Source organism: Pricia antarctica, from assembly GCF_900101815.1.
GTDB lineage: Bacteria > Bacteroidota > Bacteroidia > Flavobacteriales > Flavobacteriaceae > Pricia > Pricia antarctica.
On the sequence record NZ_FNAO01000007.1, the window covers coordinates 207848 to 226035 of the forward strand.

The 18188-nt window shown below is 38.4% G+C and carries 16 protein-coding genes; all 16 read right to left on the bottom strand.

Annotated features, from left to right (window positions below):
* Position 1 precedes the first annotated feature (1 nt).
* The 16 genes from BLT07_RS14655 to BLT07_RS14735 all read right to left on the bottom strand — a co-directional run bounded on the left by BLT07_RS14655 (position 2) and on the right by BLT07_RS14735 (position 18001).
* Positions 2-658 (bottom strand): HAD family hydrolase, encoded by a 657-nt coding sequence (locus tag BLT07_RS14655; protein WP_175455339.1) that lies wholly within the window; start codon positions 656-658, stop codon positions 2-4.
* On the bottom strand, positions 642-1610 hold the full coding sequence (locus BLT07_RS14660) for an ATP-grasp domain-containing protein (protein WP_091870408.1): 969 nt from the start codon (positions 1608-1610) through the stop codon (positions 642-644). Before BLT07_RS14660 ends, BLT07_RS14655 begins: the two co-directional genes overlap by 17 nt.
* On the bottom strand, positions 1607-2626 hold the full coding sequence (locus BLT07_RS14665) for a glycosyltransferase (protein WP_091870413.1): 1020 nt from the start codon (positions 2624-2626) through the stop codon (positions 1607-1609). The genes BLT07_RS14660 and BLT07_RS14665 overlap by 4 nt, the downstream gene beginning before the upstream one ends.
* 4 nt (positions 2627-2630) lie before the next feature.
* Entirely contained in the window at positions 2631-3233 is a 603-nt protein-coding gene (locus tag BLT07_RS14670) for a sugar transferase (protein ID WP_091870417.1), read from the bottom strand.
* A gap of 174 nt (positions 3234-3407) precedes the next feature.
* Complete coding sequence (locus BLT07_RS14675) at positions 3408-4571, bottom strand: glycosyltransferase (protein WP_091871048.1); 1164 nt, start codon at positions 4569-4571, stop codon at positions 3408-3410.
* Positions 4572-4626: 55 nt separating this feature from the next.
* Positions 4627-5766, bottom strand: a complete 1140-nt coding sequence (locus BLT07_RS14680; protein WP_091870422.1) for a glycosyltransferase — start codon at positions 5764-5766, stop codon at positions 4627-4629.
* Between the two features lie 67 nt (positions 5767-5833).
* Positions 5834-6604, bottom strand: coding sequence for a formyl transferase (locus BLT07_RS14685; RefSeq protein ID WP_091870425.1), 771 nt, complete (start codon positions 6602-6604; stop codon positions 5834-5836).
* Positions 6601-7587, bottom strand: coding sequence for a polysaccharide deacetylase family protein (locus BLT07_RS14690; RefSeq protein ID WP_091870429.1), 987 nt, complete (start codon positions 7585-7587; stop codon positions 6601-6603). Before BLT07_RS14690 ends, BLT07_RS14685 begins: the two co-directional genes overlap by 4 nt.
* A 1-nt stretch (position 7588) precedes the next feature.
* The gene (locus BLT07_RS14695) at positions 7589-8674 is read right to left on the bottom strand and encodes a glycosyltransferase (protein ID WP_091870433.1); all 1086 of its coding nucleotides are present in this window, start codon (positions 8672-8674) and stop codon (positions 7589-7591) included.
* A gap of 34 nt (positions 8675-8708) precedes the next feature.
* Positions 8709-9584 (bottom strand): O-antigen ligase family protein, encoded by an 876-nt coding sequence (locus BLT07_RS14700; protein WP_175455340.1) that lies wholly within the window; start codon positions 9582-9584, stop codon positions 8709-8711.
* A gap of 281 nt (positions 9585-9865) precedes the next feature.
* A complete protein-coding gene (locus BLT07_RS14705; protein ID WP_245726566.1) occupies positions 9866-10795 on the bottom strand; it encodes an ATP-grasp fold amidoligase family protein in 930 nt (309 codons plus the stop codon).
* A gap of 90 nt (positions 10796-10885) precedes the next feature.
* A complete protein-coding gene (locus BLT07_RS14710) occupies positions 10886-11467 on the bottom strand; it encodes an acyltransferase (protein WP_091870443.1) in 582 nt (193 codons plus the stop codon).
* 28 nt (positions 11468-11495) lie between these two features.
* The gene (murJ, locus tag BLT07_RS14715) at positions 11496-12833 is read right to left on the bottom strand and encodes a murein biosynthesis integral membrane protein MurJ (protein WP_091870448.1); all 1338 of its coding nucleotides are present in this window, start codon (positions 12831-12833) and stop codon (positions 11496-11498) included.
* 15 nt (positions 12834-12848) lie between these two features.
* Positions 12849-13952: a glycosyltransferase family 4 protein gene (locus BLT07_RS14720; protein WP_091870453.1), complete on the bottom strand. Its 1104-nt coding sequence runs from the start codon at positions 13950-13952 to the stop codon at positions 12849-12851.
* A gap of 184 nt (positions 13953-14136) precedes the next feature.
* Positions 14137-15954, bottom strand: a complete 1818-nt coding sequence (locus BLT07_RS14725; RefSeq protein ID WP_175455341.1) for an Ig-like domain-containing protein — start codon at positions 15952-15954, stop codon at positions 14137-14139.
* A 964-nt stretch (positions 15955-16918) separates the two neighbouring features.
* Positions 16919-18001, bottom strand: a complete 1083-nt coding sequence (locus BLT07_RS14735) for a glycosyltransferase (protein ID WP_091870466.1) — start codon at positions 17999-18001, stop codon at positions 16919-16921.
* Positions 18002-18188 lie beyond the last annotated feature (187 nt).

Consider the following 18188-nt stretch of genomic DNA (forward strand, 5'->3'; position numbering starts at 1 on the left):
CTCATACAATATTGATTTCCTCAAAAGAGGTCACAAACTGTTGCGGCATATGGCTTTTATCAAAGTAGCCGTGCCCGTCGAAGTGCATATTTAGTCCGTTGTCAATTAGACCGAGTGTTTGCCATCCGAGTTTGTTCGGGGCGATAAAATCTTTTCGGAGGTTATCGGCCATATAAAGATAGGTACAGTCGGGAAATGCTTCCTCGATGATTCGATAATTTCTTTCGTCGGGCTTTTCCGAGCCTACTTCTTCCGAAACGACGATTTTATCGACTCGGTCGATAATGTCCAAAGCCTTTAATTTGGCGCGTTGCGTGGTCTTTCTTCCATCGGTGAGAATCCCGATTTTTCCCTTTTTGGCTTTGATCTGGGCCAGGGTATCCAATACGCCCTTGAAGGGCTGCAAGCTGGGAACATGTGTGCGATAGGTGTTCAGTAGGTGTGACTTATCCATTTTGTATGTTTTGGAAACAAACTCAAAAACATCCTTTTTACTTCTAAAAAGGGAATACATTCGGGCAAAAAGGGGTCTCCATTGTGCAGAGTCTACACTTTGGGCAATTTCCGAATAGGCCGATCGTAAATATTCCATTTCGTTATACAGGGTATCGTCAAGATCAAAGACAATGACCGTTTTCGCATCAACCTTTATATCCATGTACCAAAATTTCATCGTCATAGCGTATCATCAGCAAATCTTTTTCCCAGCAGTCGAATTGATCATCAATTTTTTCGTCCAGTAAAAATTCCTGAATGATCCACTTGGGGTAATTGGCACCGGATAGGTAAGAGAGGGGAAACCCGCCTCCAAACCTAGGGTTGATTTCTATGCCGTATATATTGTCATCGGTCTTGTGTTTAAAAAACTGGGAGGTCAAACAGCCGACCGCGCCCTCGATATATCCCAATTTTTCCTTAATGTAAGGCACTAAAGTATTGGCTACCGTCAAGGCTTTATATACTTCTCCGTCACGTACTTCGAGACGTTTTCTGGGTACGACACATTTTAAGGCATGGTCTTTACCATAATAGAGATCGCACGTAAATTCATCGTAGCAATTATGATCGAGATATTCGAGAAACATCAGCTTGTCATTGGCAAAGTGGTAGTCGGTCAGTTCCGCTTCGTCCTTGATTACATAGGTGTCGATACTACGGCTGCCGTCGATCGGTTTTATGAACAGGGGCAATTTGTAGTCGTCTTTGGCGTACTCATGGGCAAAGGCCACCTTTTGGGATTCAAAAAATTGATGGATTTGCCTTTTATCCCTACATTTTTCGACAAAGCCCTCCGATGCAATAACCGCTTTTAGACCGTTCTCGGCGAAAAGGGTTTCATTGATGGCCATGGGAAGTAATTCGGCATCGATTGTAGGTATCAGCAATTGTATGTCACAGGCCTTGCACTGTTGTATCAGCGCATCTGGGTAGTCGGGATGGGTTACCTTCGGCACCTTAAAATATCCGTCTGCCACATGGCATGCTCCCGAAAGCTGGGGATTCGCATCTGAAGCGAATACTTTAGCCTGCGGATACACCTTTTGGAGTTCCTTTTGAAAGGCCCGCACCAGCGAAACACGTCTTCCGGCAGAAGAGATTAAAATATTCATCTTACGAATGTATAAAAAGTTCGGAACATCTTGATAAACGGATTCATCAAAGGTTTGTGGTTAAAAATATAAACCAAAAACGAGTATCCCGCACCCTTGTAATCTTCGCCCAAAAATTTTTTCAAGGGATACGCATCAATTTTCTCGAATCCTTCCAGCATTTCCGGAATTTTCTTTACTGAAATATCCGACTTCATCAACCGCACCATCAAGAAGAAGACAAAAGACTGCTGTCTGGTTTTCAAGCGTTTGATACATCCCTCGGCATGGGGGTGGTCTTTTGGAATATTCTTGATCAACCCATCATACACATGGGCGGCGTTGGCATTGTCATAAATGACCTTGTTATAGTGTTCCGGACTCTTGTTGCGCATAGCCGAGGTGGGCAATATCCGGTAGCGGTGCACATCAAGGGAGACATGGGCCATTCTTTGGGCCTCACAGAACAGTTCCGAGGTCAGGATGGCATCTTCCATCCATTTCCCCTCTATAAAGCGGATGCCCGTTGCCCGCATAAATCCCCGGTTAATTACATACCACCAAATTTCGTTTTTATGTTTTCGGGAAGCGATATAGGCAATGCCGTCTTTGATATCTAGGTTTTCGATAGGACGGTCAATATCTTCCGAGAACGGATAGCGTTCCTGCACCACCGATTTACTTTTAAAGGTGAGGATATCGAGATTATTATCGGCCATCAATGCCAGCAAGGTCGGCAGGGTGTTTTCCGCCAGATAATCATCGGGGTCCAGAAAATAGATATATTTTCCTTTAGCTATATCGAGACCTGAATTTCGCGCGGCACCGACACCGGCATTTTTTTTATCTAAAACGACGATATTGTCGTGTTTGTCGGCATACCTATTGGCAATGCGCAAGGTATCGTCTTTTGATTCGTCGTTTACAATAATCATCTCAAAATCGGAAGCGTCCAAATTTTGATGCAACAGGCTATCTAGGCATTCCGGTAGGTAATGCTCCATGTTATAGCAAGGGATGACGATACTCAATTGCATAGGTTTAATTTCCTGTGAAAGCTTCCATTGTGGCACTGGTTTCAGATGAAATGCCGTCTCGCTTTAACACCTTTAAAAAGGTGAGCCATAAGATTTTAAGGTCTAAATTAAAGGAAACGTTGTTTACGTACCAGACGTCAAGTTCGAACCTTCGGGGCCAAGGCACCGTATTTCTTCCGTTGACTTGAGCCCATCCAGTTATTCCGGGGCGGACGTTATGCCGTTTGGCCTGTTCCACGCTATAGAGCGGTAAATATTGGATTAAAAGCGGTCTGGGTCCGATGAGACTCATATCCCCTTTAAGTACATTGAACAATTGGGGAATTTCATCCAAAGAGGTTTTTCGTACAAATTGACCAACCTTGGTGATACGCTCGCTATCGGGCAAAAGTTGGCCGTCCGCCCCTTTTTTATCGTTCATTGATTTGAACTTTAAGATTTTGAAAATAATACCATGCTTCCCCGGTCGCTTTTGAACAAAAAAAGCCTCCCCTTTATTCGCGATGGTTAGAAGAATATAGGTGACGATCAAAATGGGACTGCATACGACCAAGATGATAAACGAAAGTATAATGTCAAGGGTTCTTTTGATAAAGCGTTTGTACATTTAATAGTAGTATCGTGAATTACCGTTACCGTGAAAATAAAGATTATAAAACTTTAATATCCAGTCAAATAGACCAAGTACGATAATTTCTGTTTAAAGGATGTTTTTTACGTTCAATGAACTCGTTTTCTCTGTGTTGCAAAGAAAATGATAAAATGGGAAAGGTCCTTGAGTTTAATCGTCGGATTGCTTACTGTCCAATCGCCTATACTCCTCAAGCTGTGCCTGCCAAACCAATTTTTGTTCGTATTTCTGGGCAATCAACGCCCGGTAAGTCGCATTGGGACTTTTATAGGCTGCACTGTTTTCGACCACATCGCACATGGCCGTTGTAAGCGCAGAAACGTCTTTTACAGGAATGATGGTGCCATTGATGCCTTCTTCCACGATTTCGCGGGATCCGTTGATATCGGTAACGATACAGAATTTGCCCATGGCACCCGCTTGTAGCACGACATTGGGGAAACCTTCACGATAACTGGGAAAAACGAATACATTGGTTATGGCAAAAAAAGGCCGGACATCTTGTTGCCACCCTGACAGAATGATATTAGGGTTTTCGTCAATTTCACGTTCTATGCGGTCGGGTAGGGGAGCTAGTTCCTCTTCCTTTGGGCCTACTAATAGTAATTTTACGTTTTTATGCGTTTCACATATCGTAATAAAAGCAGTAACCATTTCAACGATTCCCTTATCAACAACGATACGACCTATAAACGAAAGTACAAAATCGGAATTTTCTATACCCCATTCGCCCCGAATTTCCGCCTGTTTTTTACCATCGTACAGGTCCGGGTCGAAAAGGGATAGGTCGATGCCGTTTACATTGCCGTTACAGATGACCTTCAAAGGTTTTTTGGTGATGCCGTATCGGATCATATCTCTTTTCACCCCTTCTCCCTCAGGATATACGTTGGTAGCGCAGAAACATATAACCTTATCGAAAAATATGAGTACTTTCTTCATAAATCCTTGTTGTGTTGGAAATATGAGTCCCGTAAAGGTGTGCATTCTATGGGGTACACCCGCGAGATAAGCCGCCATCATACTCAAGAGTCCCGCCTTGGGGGTTAGGGAATGCACGATGAATGGTTTTTCAGCTTTGAAAATGCGGTAGAGCTTGTATAGAGAAACAATATCCTCAACAAGGTTGATTTTTCGGTTTATGCGTACTGGGATGGTTTCTATACCTTCATTGTCTCTAATGTTTTGATGCTGATATCCGTCGGATGCGATTCCCGTAACATCATAATATTCATTCATAAACCGCAGCTGGCCTTTCAGCAGAACGGCAAGTGATCCGGAAATAGCGGAAACTCTGAATAATTTCTTTTTCATGGGGGCGAGGAGCGTTAATAGTAAGCTACTGTTATTAATCGCAATTTCTATGGTTTTATTGTTTCGACAAGGCGAATTCATAGGCCTTTAGTATGCCCTCTTTTTCAAAAGCCTTTATTCTTTGACTAACATTAATTTTACATGATTGCAAATACTCTGGATTTTCCATAAAATACGCCATTCCTTTGGCCATCAAATCAACATCGTCTACCGGGGTCAAAATGCCGTAGGGCGTCTTCATCAGAGCATCGACCGCGGGCTTATCGAGCTCCATGATTTCATCAGGACCCGATTTGCAATTCGTTGTCAGAATAGGCAATCCACAGGCCATAGCCTCTAGAAGTACGTTCGGAAAGCCTTCATGGTTCGAACCGAACACAAAAAGATCGGCGGATTTTAGGTATTTATAGGGGTTGGCATCGAAACCGAGGAAGTGGACGCGGTCGGAGAGATTCTCATCTTCGACAAGTTTCCTCAGGTCATTTCCGAGAATTCCCTTTCCCAACAGATACAATCGCGCATTGGGGAATGCAGCAAGAGCTTTAATAAGCAGCTGTTGGTTTTTTACGGGGTCGAATCTTCCAACGGACACCATGTTAAAGAAAGCATCATCGAAAAAATTGGGTAGTGGATCAATTTCCTCTATTTTTTGTAGATCAATCGGGTTTTCAATTACTGCTGTAAGCTCTTTTTTTATGCCATAGTTCTCAACTAAGTCTTTTACATTCGCTTTTGAGTTGCCAATGACCAAGTCGGCTTTTGGGTATAGGCTTTTGACCAAAAAGTTGTTAATTTTTGATTGCATATCGCCATACCCATATATCATACTGGCGTAATTGCGTTCGCTGACAATAATTTTCGGAGGTCTTTTGTTAAAATGGCGCATCAATACATTGACATAATTCGGACGCGACAAAAGGCTAAATGAATGGGTTAGTTGAAGCTTTTTTGAAAGTTTGGCGTATTTGTAGGCCAAGAACGGCAGTTTCAAAAACTTAAATATGCCGTTTTCGTTTGCTTTTGATTTTTCAAGATAATGCATTGGAATATCATCGGGAAGAGCATAACTCATGGTCGTATTCATCAAAATGAGATGAACGGTATGATTCTGTTTCTTTAGGTAAGGTAAGAGATAAGAAACTACACGTTCGGCACCTCCGCCCGACATCGAATAGATGAAGATAGCAATATTCATAAAGTATTACGTTTTAAAAAGGCCCGGTGTTGGAATACTATACAATTAGGCCTCCCTCTGGGATATTCTATTTGACACCTTTGGAAATTCTGGTATAAAGATAGTACCATAATGTGGGATGAGACCAAATCTTGCTCTCCGAGGTCATACTTTTTTTTTCTTGGAGCTTATTTTCAGAAAAATCGGCTATAGCAAGATGCATCAATTGTATACCTTCTCCAATCTGTAAATAGGTGTAAGTGGTAAAATTATCTTTTTCATTTGGGGATATACTTTTCTGAAACAGCACACCTCCCGTATCAATACCGGTATCTACCAAGTGTACGGTTACGCCACAATTTTTTCTATCATCATTCGCCAAGGCCCAATACCCCCCGTGAACCCCTCTGTATTTGGGTGTGATGCCTACGTGCGTATTGACAAATGTCGTATCGATACAGGTCAATACCTTTTTAGAAATAATCCGAGTGCCGTTTACGATAATCAAATCCGGTTTTTCTTTCTGTAAAAATGAGATGCACTCTTTGGAATTTACCGAAGGTACATTTTTGATTTTTTCGGAAGGGATTTCGGTAGCATCAAGCTGGTATTGCGACTTGATTTCATCGATACGTTTTTTGGAATTTTTTTTAAGGGTTTTTGGAACGAACAAGCTAAATAATATTTGACCGAACACCTTTACATAGCCCAAGCGTTTAATTCTTTTTTTAATAAATTTTTTTTTATTGCCTCTACCTTCAATGATTACGTTTGCTATAGGAAAATCATTTTTCAGCCCGTTAAACATAAAGGTCGAAGATTCACCACCTCCGGTAAGCATAATTATTTTTTTGTTCATGACTCTTGTGTTAACCTATCGGATATTTCACCCATTGTTGAACTCTCAAAACCATATTTGGATTTAAGTGCGTCGTAATGATCGAGAATTTTATTTAATATCTTGAAATTTTCTTCTTGGTGCACTCCAAAATTGTGCGGATGCCACCACAGATGATACACTTTTTTGTTTTTGGCGGCGTAAGTCATACCGTTTAATATTCTTTTTAATCTAATATCCTCCAGTAGACTCAATTTTTGGGAATAAGGCCTTAAAAATCGACTTGATGGAATATTATAGGGTGTCGCTGCCTTGATTTCTTCTAAATCGTAACAATTATGTCCTGAAATGTTTACATAGGAATCGAATAGCCTAAAAGCGCGTTTCATCAACTTCGGAGCTTCACCCATACCCCCGTTAAAGAACCATATTTTTTCATTACCGCGGTATGAAGTGATTCCCAAATCCTTTAGCACTTCGATATATTCTTTATTGAACTGATTTCTTGGGAAGATTATACTTTGTAAGGAAATACCTTTGGCCTCTCCGATTTTTTTAGCTGCTAGGAGATCGTCCCTGAAATTTTCCTTGGTCTGTCCCTTCTCCAGACAATAATAATGGGAAAAGGTGTGGGTGGCAATTTCTTGGTTTGGGTATTTTTGTAAGAGTTCTATCAGCGAAAGAGCATAGTGATATTTGTCCGATTCCTCGTTCTCACCAATCTCATCAAACTTATCATTATAGGGTGAAAGATTTTTATTGACATATAGCGGTTTGCCTTTGGGGCTGGAGGCGATGAGTTCTTCTTTGTCCGACGCAAATAAAAAGCCGACTGTAGCAAAAGTGCCTTTGACCTGATGCGCCTCAAAGGCCTCGATCATCCTTGGCAATGCCTCCCTAACACCCAGTATATGCTTTCCATAACTTTCTAAGGTCAGATGGTCTCGCATGCCCCAAAAGAGTTCAAAATCCAATGAAATAACGAATTTTCCGGTAGTAGTCATTCTAATTTTCGTTAGTAGTACTTGATACAACTGAAAGAATCAGTTTTTCGTATTTATCAATCACAATTTCGGAACTAAAATTTGATAGAACAGAATTCCGAACATCGCTACGTTTCCAATTATGATCAGCAGCTAAAATTCTAAGATACTCCGTTTCATTCTTTACTAAATAACCATTTTTATCATGCTCGATGATTTCTTTCGTGCCCCCCGGAACATCAAATGCCAAAGCAGGGGTACCCATGGTACAGCTTTCCAGCACGGCATTAGGAAAGCCCTCCGAAAATGATCCTTGTAAAAACAAGTCATTTTGTACAAGATACTTGTTTACTTCATCTGTATAGGATATATAAGTGATTTTTGAGTCTAGGTTTAGCTCATTAGCCTGTGCTCTCAAATTATCTCTTTCGGGGCCATCACCAATTATTGTATAATGAAATTTCTTGTTCAATCGAGCAAGAATTCTTAGAATACGGGCGTGGCCTTTGATTTTGCTCAAACGGCCTACAGTTATAAAGTTGTGATTTTTTTCGATACTGTCGACCACGTTGATTTCATCTGGATTGGTAATGGGATTACCGATAATGCATATTTTATCAGTAGAGGTATTATAAAGTTTCTTAAAATTATCAGCCATATCCTGCGATTGGCATATTACAGCATCGACTTGAGAGAAACATTTCTTAACCAACCATCCTCCCACTTCCTTTGACTCGATATTGGTCGGTCGGATAACAAATCTGATGGAAGGAAATAATAATGCGAAAAATCCGGATACCATATTTAAATGCCCGACTGAACTTAAAACAATATCTGGCTTATTTCGACTCAAAAAGTGAAAAAGACTTGGAATGGCATGCAATACCCTGCTTTTACCCAAGTATATAACAGGGACATTATCAACTGAGTAAGTTGTTTGTTCCGATTTACCCATTACCAAAAGCGTTGTAGAGAATTTATCAGAACTGAGGTTCTGGGAAACATAAGCAAATACCTTTTCGGCTCCACCGGCTACAAGAGACGGAATCATAAAAACAACTTTGATTCTTTTATTTTCAGTAAAATTAGTTCTATGACTTTCCTGCATTTAAAGTTTTTTTGGTTATGATACACATTTTCGTCTATTTTTCCAATTCCCTTATTTTCCTCAACTCCAAATAGACGTACATGGAGAGTAATACATTATTATAGGCGAAGAAGTAGGTGTGGCTTACCAACATTGCAAGCGAGACAATGACCATGATATAGAAAAGTTCGGGCCGGGTTTTGAATAGTTTGAAACTTGCCATCAATAAATAACCATATAGTCCGATTAAAAGTAAAAAAGGAATGATACCTGATTCGCCAATGACCATTAAGTAAGTATTGTGAACACCTGGTAAAACTCCATTTTTTCTTTGAAGTTTCATAAAGCCATGGCCGAAAATTGGCTTGTCCATAATCATATCGTAATACATGGCCCAGGTGCTAGTTCTGGAATCCTGCTCTAATGTTTTGGTCTGTACAGGACCTTCGTCGAAAATACTTTCTAAAGCGTCAAACCTATCGCTTGCAAAAATTTTGGTATCGGTGAAGGTAAATACTCCAAGTAAAACAATACCTCCTATAATTGGTACTAGTATGTTCTTTTTATCTTTTGCAATTGCGATTACATTAATTAGCAACCATACGATAACAAAAGTTCTTGAAAGGGTAACAATACCCCCCAATGTAAAAGCAAACTGACCTAAGAGCCGCCAAGTTTTGGATTTAATGGTGTAAGAAAGGGCAAAACCAAACAAACAGGCACTACCTGCAGAATTCGGGTTGAGATAAAAGCCACTATAGCGTCCTCGAATTAAGTCATACATCACATTGGCCTCGGGAAAGACAACGGCATTTAATATCACACTGAAGGCCCCTATCAAAAATATATAGAAAAAATCTTTTGGTTTACAGCGGTACATTAGCTCTGCACCACATATGATGGCAATCATAAACCGCAGTGACTCTTTCATAAAAAAATTCGTGGTATCAATTTCGGTATAATTAAAACTGGTTATTGTAAAGTACAATACACTGAATATGACAAAAGGTATTGCGGGTTTATGCCATGGTTTTGAAAAGAAATAGTACACCAGCAAAAGTAAGGATGTTGAATAGCTAACAAGAGATCCCATACCAGGCCCCATGTATACTAATGCAAAAGCGGTAAAATTACAAAACAATAAAAATAAGAGTAGATATTTTAAAAGTATAAGGGCTTTCATACCAACTGTGTCATGTAGTTACTTACTATCTAAATCTTTTTGGGTAATTTTAGGCGTTCGCCCAAAATTTTCGCCCATTTCTCTGGATGGATAGTCTCAAACCCGCTGCCAGGATGAAAGGTTATTTCTCCAAAATAAATACATTCGTTTAGTTCATAAAAATCTATCCTTGCATAGATAAATTCCGAGGATAAAGCCATTGCTAGATTGATCAGTTCCTCTAAATTTCTAGGACGAGGTATTTGCTTACCGTTATCCCATAAAGGTTTGTTGTTTTCCCAAACACTCCATGTGAATGGCAGTAAATTCCAGTTTGGATCATACAAATTTCGTTTGTGGTCGGAGAATCTGTCAAGGTCGATTTGAATAATTTCAGGTCGCCCGTTAAAACAATGAATTTTATAGTCCATGGGTATTTTGCCACTTTCGTCTAAAAGCAGTTTTTCGACAATTATCCGTGGTTCAATATTCTTATATTGCCACTCCCGATATTTTTTGTAGTAATTAATTTCTAAACGGTCAGTAAGTTCTTTTTGGATTTGTTCCCAATCGTTTCCTTCACTTTGGTATACGAATATACCTCCCCCGCTATCATGATTGGTCTTAATGATACAAGGAATTTGGTTGATATTTTCAGGAATAATTTTCTTAGGATCTTTTGTGTGAAAGTAAAGAGGAACAAGATACCGCTCTCCGATTTTTTCAGACACGTATTCTCTAACCGCATATTTATCAGCACATTGCGTATGCAATGGAGACCGATCATAAAGTTTTAACCAATTGATTTTTTCGTTCAAATCTTTCGGATTTGTCAGATTTAATGCTTTCCCGGTTTTTCTGCGATATCTATGCTTGGTATAAATTTTGCTGGGTGAACGATTTAGTATATTGTGATAGCTAAATCTCAAAATGTTTCCAAGCATGGTATGATGATAGAATTTATAAAACAATGATTTCATATTAAAAGTTACTAATGAGTTTGTCGTTTAATCTATTATAATCTCATGTTCTCTTGAGTATTTGATTAAAAGTCTCAAACTGTAGGACTGTCAAAAACTTTTGATTATCCGTAATGGATTACCACCGGCAACGACCATCGGCGGAACATTTTTATGAACCACGCTATTTGCGGAAATCACACTGCCCCTACCAATTGTAATACCAGGTAATACAATAACTCCCGTGCCAAGCCAAACATTGTCTTGAATACTAATTTCCTTACTATCACCATTAGTATTAATACGGTTTGAAACATTAGGAAAGGACAGGTCGTGCCCATTCCCGTCGAATATTTGACAATTGGCTGCAATCAGGCAATTCTTTCCTATTTTTATTTTAGTGTAGGCATGTATACAACTTCCATGAATTCTTGTATTCGCCCCGATTTCGATTATTGCACCCGGTCTATCCGCCATTAATTTACAAGGCATAAACATATTAAGGTGGTAACCTATATTTTTAGAATTGATAGTTACATTATCACCGATAATCAATTGAGCCTTTTCATGTACGGATATCAAGGGTTTATTCGTAAAAAGCACACCTTTTCCTAAACTTATATTACTTTTTTTATAGCTTGAAGTTAATAATTTTGATCTTATTGCCGATATAATTGACTTTAATGAAAACATATAATTGGATTAGATTTTTAATTAATGACTATCCAAACTCTTTTAATTTTAATCTAAAAATATAATATGCAGCCGTAGTACTTTTCAAGATTGAAACTATAGTTGTACAAATCGCAATACCTAATATACCATAATATTGCATAAAGATATAGTCTAGGATTATATTTAAAACTAGGGCAATAAGTGAAATATAGGCTAAAACGGCATTTTTATTTATGCTCGTCAAAAAATTGACCATTATCATGCCCGAAATAGAGAACGGAAGATAGATTAAAAAAATCTGTTGTATCCGGGCTACCACCAAAGTATCTTCCGAATCAAATTCTTTACGCTCGAATAAGAACGCTACAAGGTCATGTGATATCAACACTCCTATAAGCACCAATACTGCTACTGAAACAAAAACGATTTTTAATGTTTTAAAGAGCGACTCAAAGGTTTTTTTCCTATTTTCTAATATCGATCTAGAGAAATGGGGCAGTAAAACGTTAGTAAAGGCTATTACTAAAAGACCTGTTAAAAAGGCAGGTATTTTAAGGCCGTAATTAAGAGCGGCAATTGATCCTACAACCAATTGTGCAGCAAAGAATTGGTCTACCATTGTATTTAAACCTGATAATAGGCTAGAGGATACCTTTGCAGGTAATTGCGAAAAGAGAATTTTAATGTTGCTATTTTGAAAATCAGGAATTCCAAAAAACAGAATTTTTTTTGACAATGCTACTAATAATAAATACAAGAGGGTGGCAAAAGCGCCGAAAACCGTACCGGCTGCCAAAACCTGATTGCCAAAAGCATCCTTAAAAAAAATTAAGCAACAAATTATTGCCAAAGGCGTAAAAATTCCACCGATTGTGGAAAGTCGGTACTCATCGGCTATATTTAACAATCCCCCTATCAACGAAGCCAAACCCCAGAAAATAACACATGGAAGAAGCACGTAGAATTGTTGTTTAACCGAGGTGTAATAAGATGATGGATGCCCAGGATATAATTCCTCCAAAAATGTATCCGTGGACAAATAGGCAATTCCCATAAAAAGGAAACTTACCACCACAGTTATTAGAAAACTTGTTGCTTGAAAAGAGCCCTTGTCGCCTTTAATTTTCATTTCGGCGATATAGTTTGGTACAAAAACGCTTCTATAAGCACCCAAAAAAATGTTGCTAATCAATGTTGGAACTAGAATGGCGATATAAAAAGTATCTAAAAGTTCAGAGAGGCCAAAAGTAGCGGCGACCATAGTTTCTTTGTAGAATCCTAGCCCTTTTATGAGAAAAGTAATTCCACTTACCAAAACTAAGTTCTGAATAACCTTATTTTTACTTAACCGATTGAAGGTTTCGAGAACTTTGTTAGGTATCATTAAAGAATGGAAATGTTAAAGGTGCTGACCGAGTAAACGGTCAATAAGGTTCTTCCAAATACCGACTATATTTTCGGTGCTGTATTGTTCTACGGATTTTTGAGCTGCTTGGCCCATGGAAAGGCGTAAATTATCATTCGCAGCGAGCGTTTGCAATTTCAGGGTAAGAGCATCGATATCGTCTACAGCCACCAAATACCCATTCAATTCGTTTTGAATCATTTCGTCCGGGCCAGTAGGGCAGTCTGTCGAGATGCAAGGTAACCCCATGTTCATTGCCTCCAGCAAAGCATTGGGAAAGCCTTCATATCGGGAGGTAAATGCAAATATTTTGCTCGACGCATACTGGAAAATAATGTTCGACTTTTTCCCCAACAAAAATACAAGTTTCTCAAGCCTTAATTCGGATATTAAATCCATAAGTTTCGGTCTTAAACGGCCTTCACCGGCTATATGAAGTTGCCAGCCTTCGAGTTTAGCTTTTGAAAAGGCGCGGATAAGGACATCATGCCCTTTTTGATGTTCAAGACTACCTACATTAAGCACTATATTCTGCTTTTTTACTTCTGGCATTCTATCGAAGTCAGTTTTGATGGGATTGGGAATAATCACCATTTTGTCATCTTTAATAAAAGACGTGTAAAAACTTTTAACCCTTAAGGTCTGAACGATTAATACATCGGCCATTGGATATACAATACGTCTTAATATCTTCCAAAAAGCGCTGGTAGAGGCACTTTGAAGATAAGGGTTGTTGCGTTCACTTATAATTACGGGTATGCCCAAACGTTTTCCAGCCAATGTTGCCAGAATATTGTTAGCCGTCATGAAACCAATGCAGAGATCGATTTTCTGTTGTTTCAATATTTTTGAAATTACTTTATAAATCTTAAAATTGGAGTTGATGGCTTCAAAGATATTTTTACTGGGTTTCAGACCATTTATGCAGTGCAATAGCGTTACCGTTTCTTTCAGTTCGTAAAAACTAGGCGAATCTTCAATAGTTATTATGTATACATTGAAATGTGAGGACAAAGCATTACTTAATATGCTTACAACACGTTCTGCCCCACCAGAGGATAATGAGTGAATTACAAAAGCTATATTCTTCTTTTCCATTCCATAGAAAATATTTCAAAATTGGAAGACTTTACCGGTAAATTTCCGACAGGAGCACTTTTGACAGAAATGAATAAATTAATTCGGATAAAGAAACCAATTTTCAATATAAATTTTTTTACCCCATTTAGAATTGAACAGAGGACAGCTCGAAATAAGTTGCAAATATAGTTAAATCTCTCAGTCAAGATTTAGTTAAACTATAGAGAAAGCTTTCAAGGTTCGTATATCCATCACCGTTGGCGTCAGCATTTCCATCATTCGGATTATTTGGATCGAGATTATTGGTGATTTCCCAATTATCGGCCATGCCGTCATTATCGCTATCGTAGTTGTAAGGCCTGGTTACGGATGTGAGAATTGGGAAACCTCCAACTTGATTTTCATGGGTAATTCTTGACCCCGTACCATTAATAACGTCGTTTATAATCCTATTATCGGCTTCGTCCCTAAACAAAGATGCACCGACTTTGGATAAAACGGTATTCATAACTTTAGAGTTCGGCATGGGTGTCAAATCGGAGTTGCAAATTGCCGAACTCCTTAAATGAGGTATGACATCACTATTACCATTTGACGATATAGTTATAGCGCCTCCATCCTCAGTGTTATCATACTGATACAACCGAGTACCACTTTTAGGTTCGTCCCAAGTACCTAACCTTATGGTTTCCAAAGCCCTTTTCGAGGTGTTGCTGGTTAGATATACATTACCAATAATGTCGGATTTAGTATTGTAAAATAAAACAGTTCCACGATCGAATCCGTAAATTATATTATTAACAAATTCAACATAGAAAGTTTGATTTTTATAAAGTATATTTCTTTCCTTGTTATGAGCATATAAATTTTTGAAAAACGTGACATGGCTAACATTATTGTCGACCAAAGTACCATAACCTTTGTCAACATTTTCTGCAATAATATTATTTTGTATCGTAATATCTTCTAAGAATCCGCTCGCAGAGCCTGCAATATCTAATAAACCATCCCTTCCCCAAGAAATACTGCAATGGTCCAATACAATGTTCCTAATGGTAGATCCAGACCATGCCCTGATTTTTACTGCGTCGTCTGGTTCATAATTCTCACTTGTTGAAGCGCCGGTACCTGCAGGTAGCCATGCCTTACCTGGCCTTATTCTCAGATATCGTATAATAACGTTAGAATCATGTATCCAAAAACTAGATCCTTTTAATGCTATTCCGTCCTCCGGGGCGGTCTGGCCTGCTATGGTTAGATTGCCATAGCCTCTTCTAATTTTCAATGGTTTTGTTAGCGTGATATATCCGGAAACTTCAAATACAATTGTTCGGGTGCCTTTAATTTTTTCAACCCCGTTTCTCAAACTACCCGGACCACTATCGGCTAGGTTGGTTACATGGTAAACAAATCCACCCCTGCCTCCTGAAGCATTCTTGCCATAACCCTCGGCACTAGGAAATGCTTTTAAAGATCCTAAATCAGTTGTAACAGTAACTACTGCTTCTTGAGTGGTCTTTTTGTTATCTTCGTCAGTAGTCTCGACAGTGTAGGTAAACTCGTCGGTAATCGTTTCTTTGGGTTGGTCTTGTTGAGCTTGTTGTTGTATTTCCTGCTGCTGGGGCGTTTGTTCGGTTTCTTTTATTCCTACGTTTGGGTTTTTTATCGTATCTTCCTTTACTGGAGTTTCCTGTGGGGTATCGGACTGCTCCGCTATGATGTTCTCTTCTCCATTCCCATATTCTGCGGGGGTGAATTGAGAATCCTCTAGGTCACCACCGGTATTATTTTGCGTTTCAGGTGTATCTGAGGAATCTGGGTAATAAGTCAAAGTTTTGTCTTCATTAATTACCACAGTACCCTTGGTAGGTTGTGAGGTTTCAACAATTTTTACTTTATCGGGGTTGACAAATGTGTCATTTGCCAGAACATCAAGAACAATACTTTTTTGTGGGGCGACCACGAAATTATCGCCAATGGCCAAATTGCCGATAAAGCGCGCTTCCCGAAAATCGGACACGATGTAATCAGCTAACAAGTCGGTATCCTTACTACAGGAAAAAAGTGAAACCAAGATAAAAACAAGTATCATCGATTGAACGATTTTTAAAAAGGATATTCTCATAAGTAGGTTATGATTTTGGGGTTTTGTATCACGGCTCCAATTTGGGGATGGATACCTCTCACTTATTTTATGCTACGTTGAGCACTATTCTGTTTAGATAATTTTTGTCTACAACATATCTATACGAATTTGTAAAACTAATCCAATTCCACAGGATTCTTGTCATCGAATTATCTATTCACGTATTCACGTATTCACGGGAAATAGCATGTTTTTAAAACTCCATGGCCTGAGAAATATTGTGAAGTGTACAATTTTATCGATAAAATGCATTTTTTAGTAGCAAAACGCAAATGAATATGTCGACAATTTTAATTGGCTCATTTAGGGACAGAATTTCTCGTCTCTAGGCGAAGGCTTCGATCTAAGATTTTTTTTATATGAATTATTAGAATACTTCTCATTCCTTTAAACTGATAAAAATCAATATTTTCTGAATCACAAATATTAGTAAGGATATTTGCTGTAGCCACACTTATCCGAAATTTTTTAACTTTTAAATCATCAAAAAACCTGACTCCTAAGAACATTTCCCCATGTTCATGTTGGTTTTTCGTTTCAAGGGTTTCAGACATCTGGTGCAGGGTGTCAAGGTCAAATCCTCGTGTTATGGTTTGATGAAATTCAAGTAGATAACCGACGCTTTTTCGGGGTGGCACCTATGAGACCGTAGGTACTTTGGTTATCTATGGATAGGTAACCGATGAATTAATAATGAAGTCATTAAAGAGTTTTGAAGCAACCAATAAATACGATGATTTCTGGATTGGGTTGCTTCAGGTGGTTTGAAATCGGACCAAATCTTTTAACCTTTAGCGAGGAGTAGTTTTAATTGGATTGTATCTAGAAAAAGGTTCGTTTATCCAGAATATAATTCAATATAGTGATTGACCATAATATTTAAATCGTATTTTTTTGAGCGAGCCATGCAATCTTTCACAATTTTATTATAATAGATTTTATCCGTAAATAATTCGTCAATCATTTCTGCCAACCTGACCGAGTTGTTTTTAGGGAAAAGTAATCCTGCACCTTCAACTACTTCGGTTAGTCCAGGAACATTGGAAGCGATAAAAGGTTTTCCCGAAGCTAAGCCTTCCACGCTGGCCAGTGAAAGGCCTTCGTAGTGGGAAGATAATATAACGATATCAGCGGTTTTTAAAAGTTGTGGCACATCTGTTCTCACCCCTAAAAAATGTACTCGATTTTCGACATATAACTCTTTAGCCAAACTTTCACAATACGACATTAATTCTCCTTTTCCTACAAGTAATAGGTGGACGTTAGCGTTTAATCTTTCAAGAGCTTTTATCAATATTGCCTGATTTTTTTGCTTTCGAAACGAAGAGACCTGTATTAGTATTTTTTGATCATCATTAAGGCCAAGCTGTTCTCTATCGATCGCTTTGGCTGAAGCGATAGTTTCTAGGTTCACTCCATTATAAATATTTACCACTTTACTTTTTTTTGTCATTAAATGCACATCCAAGCTTTTACGAACTGCATCGGAGATAGCAATATGGCAATCGTACTTTCTATAAATTATATTATCGATTTGTCGATAAAACCAATTGCCCATTCTACGGTTTTTCGTATTGTGTTCCGTATGGATCAGCTTTCCATTGAAACTTTTACGCACTGCCAGTGCTGTCCAATAAACAGCAGGGAATAGATGTACGTGAACAACGTCATATTTATTTTGCAGCAGATGCTTTCTTATTTTTAGGATATGAGAAGGATTATAGATGTTGGTATTCTCGCTTAAGAAATGAACTGTGATGTCCGTCCGTGTTAAAACTTCTTGCTCCAATAATGAATTGGTGGTTTTAAAAAGTAATATATCAACTTGGTGACCTTTTTCAATTATTTTTTTTGAGGCTTCCACAACTAATTTTTCAGCACCACCAATAAGTAAAGAATTAATAATTTGAAGTATATGCATGAAAAGACTATTTTAGGATGTCCGCTTAAATCAAACTAATAGCAAATACCCCAAAGGTTTACGAGGTTTTCAGTGTAGTAAAATATAATGCGTTTTAATACCAAAAGATTTCATTTATCACACCAGAAATTTCATTCAGCCATTATGAGCGATAAATTTTTTGGATAGATACATCTAAACTCTAATC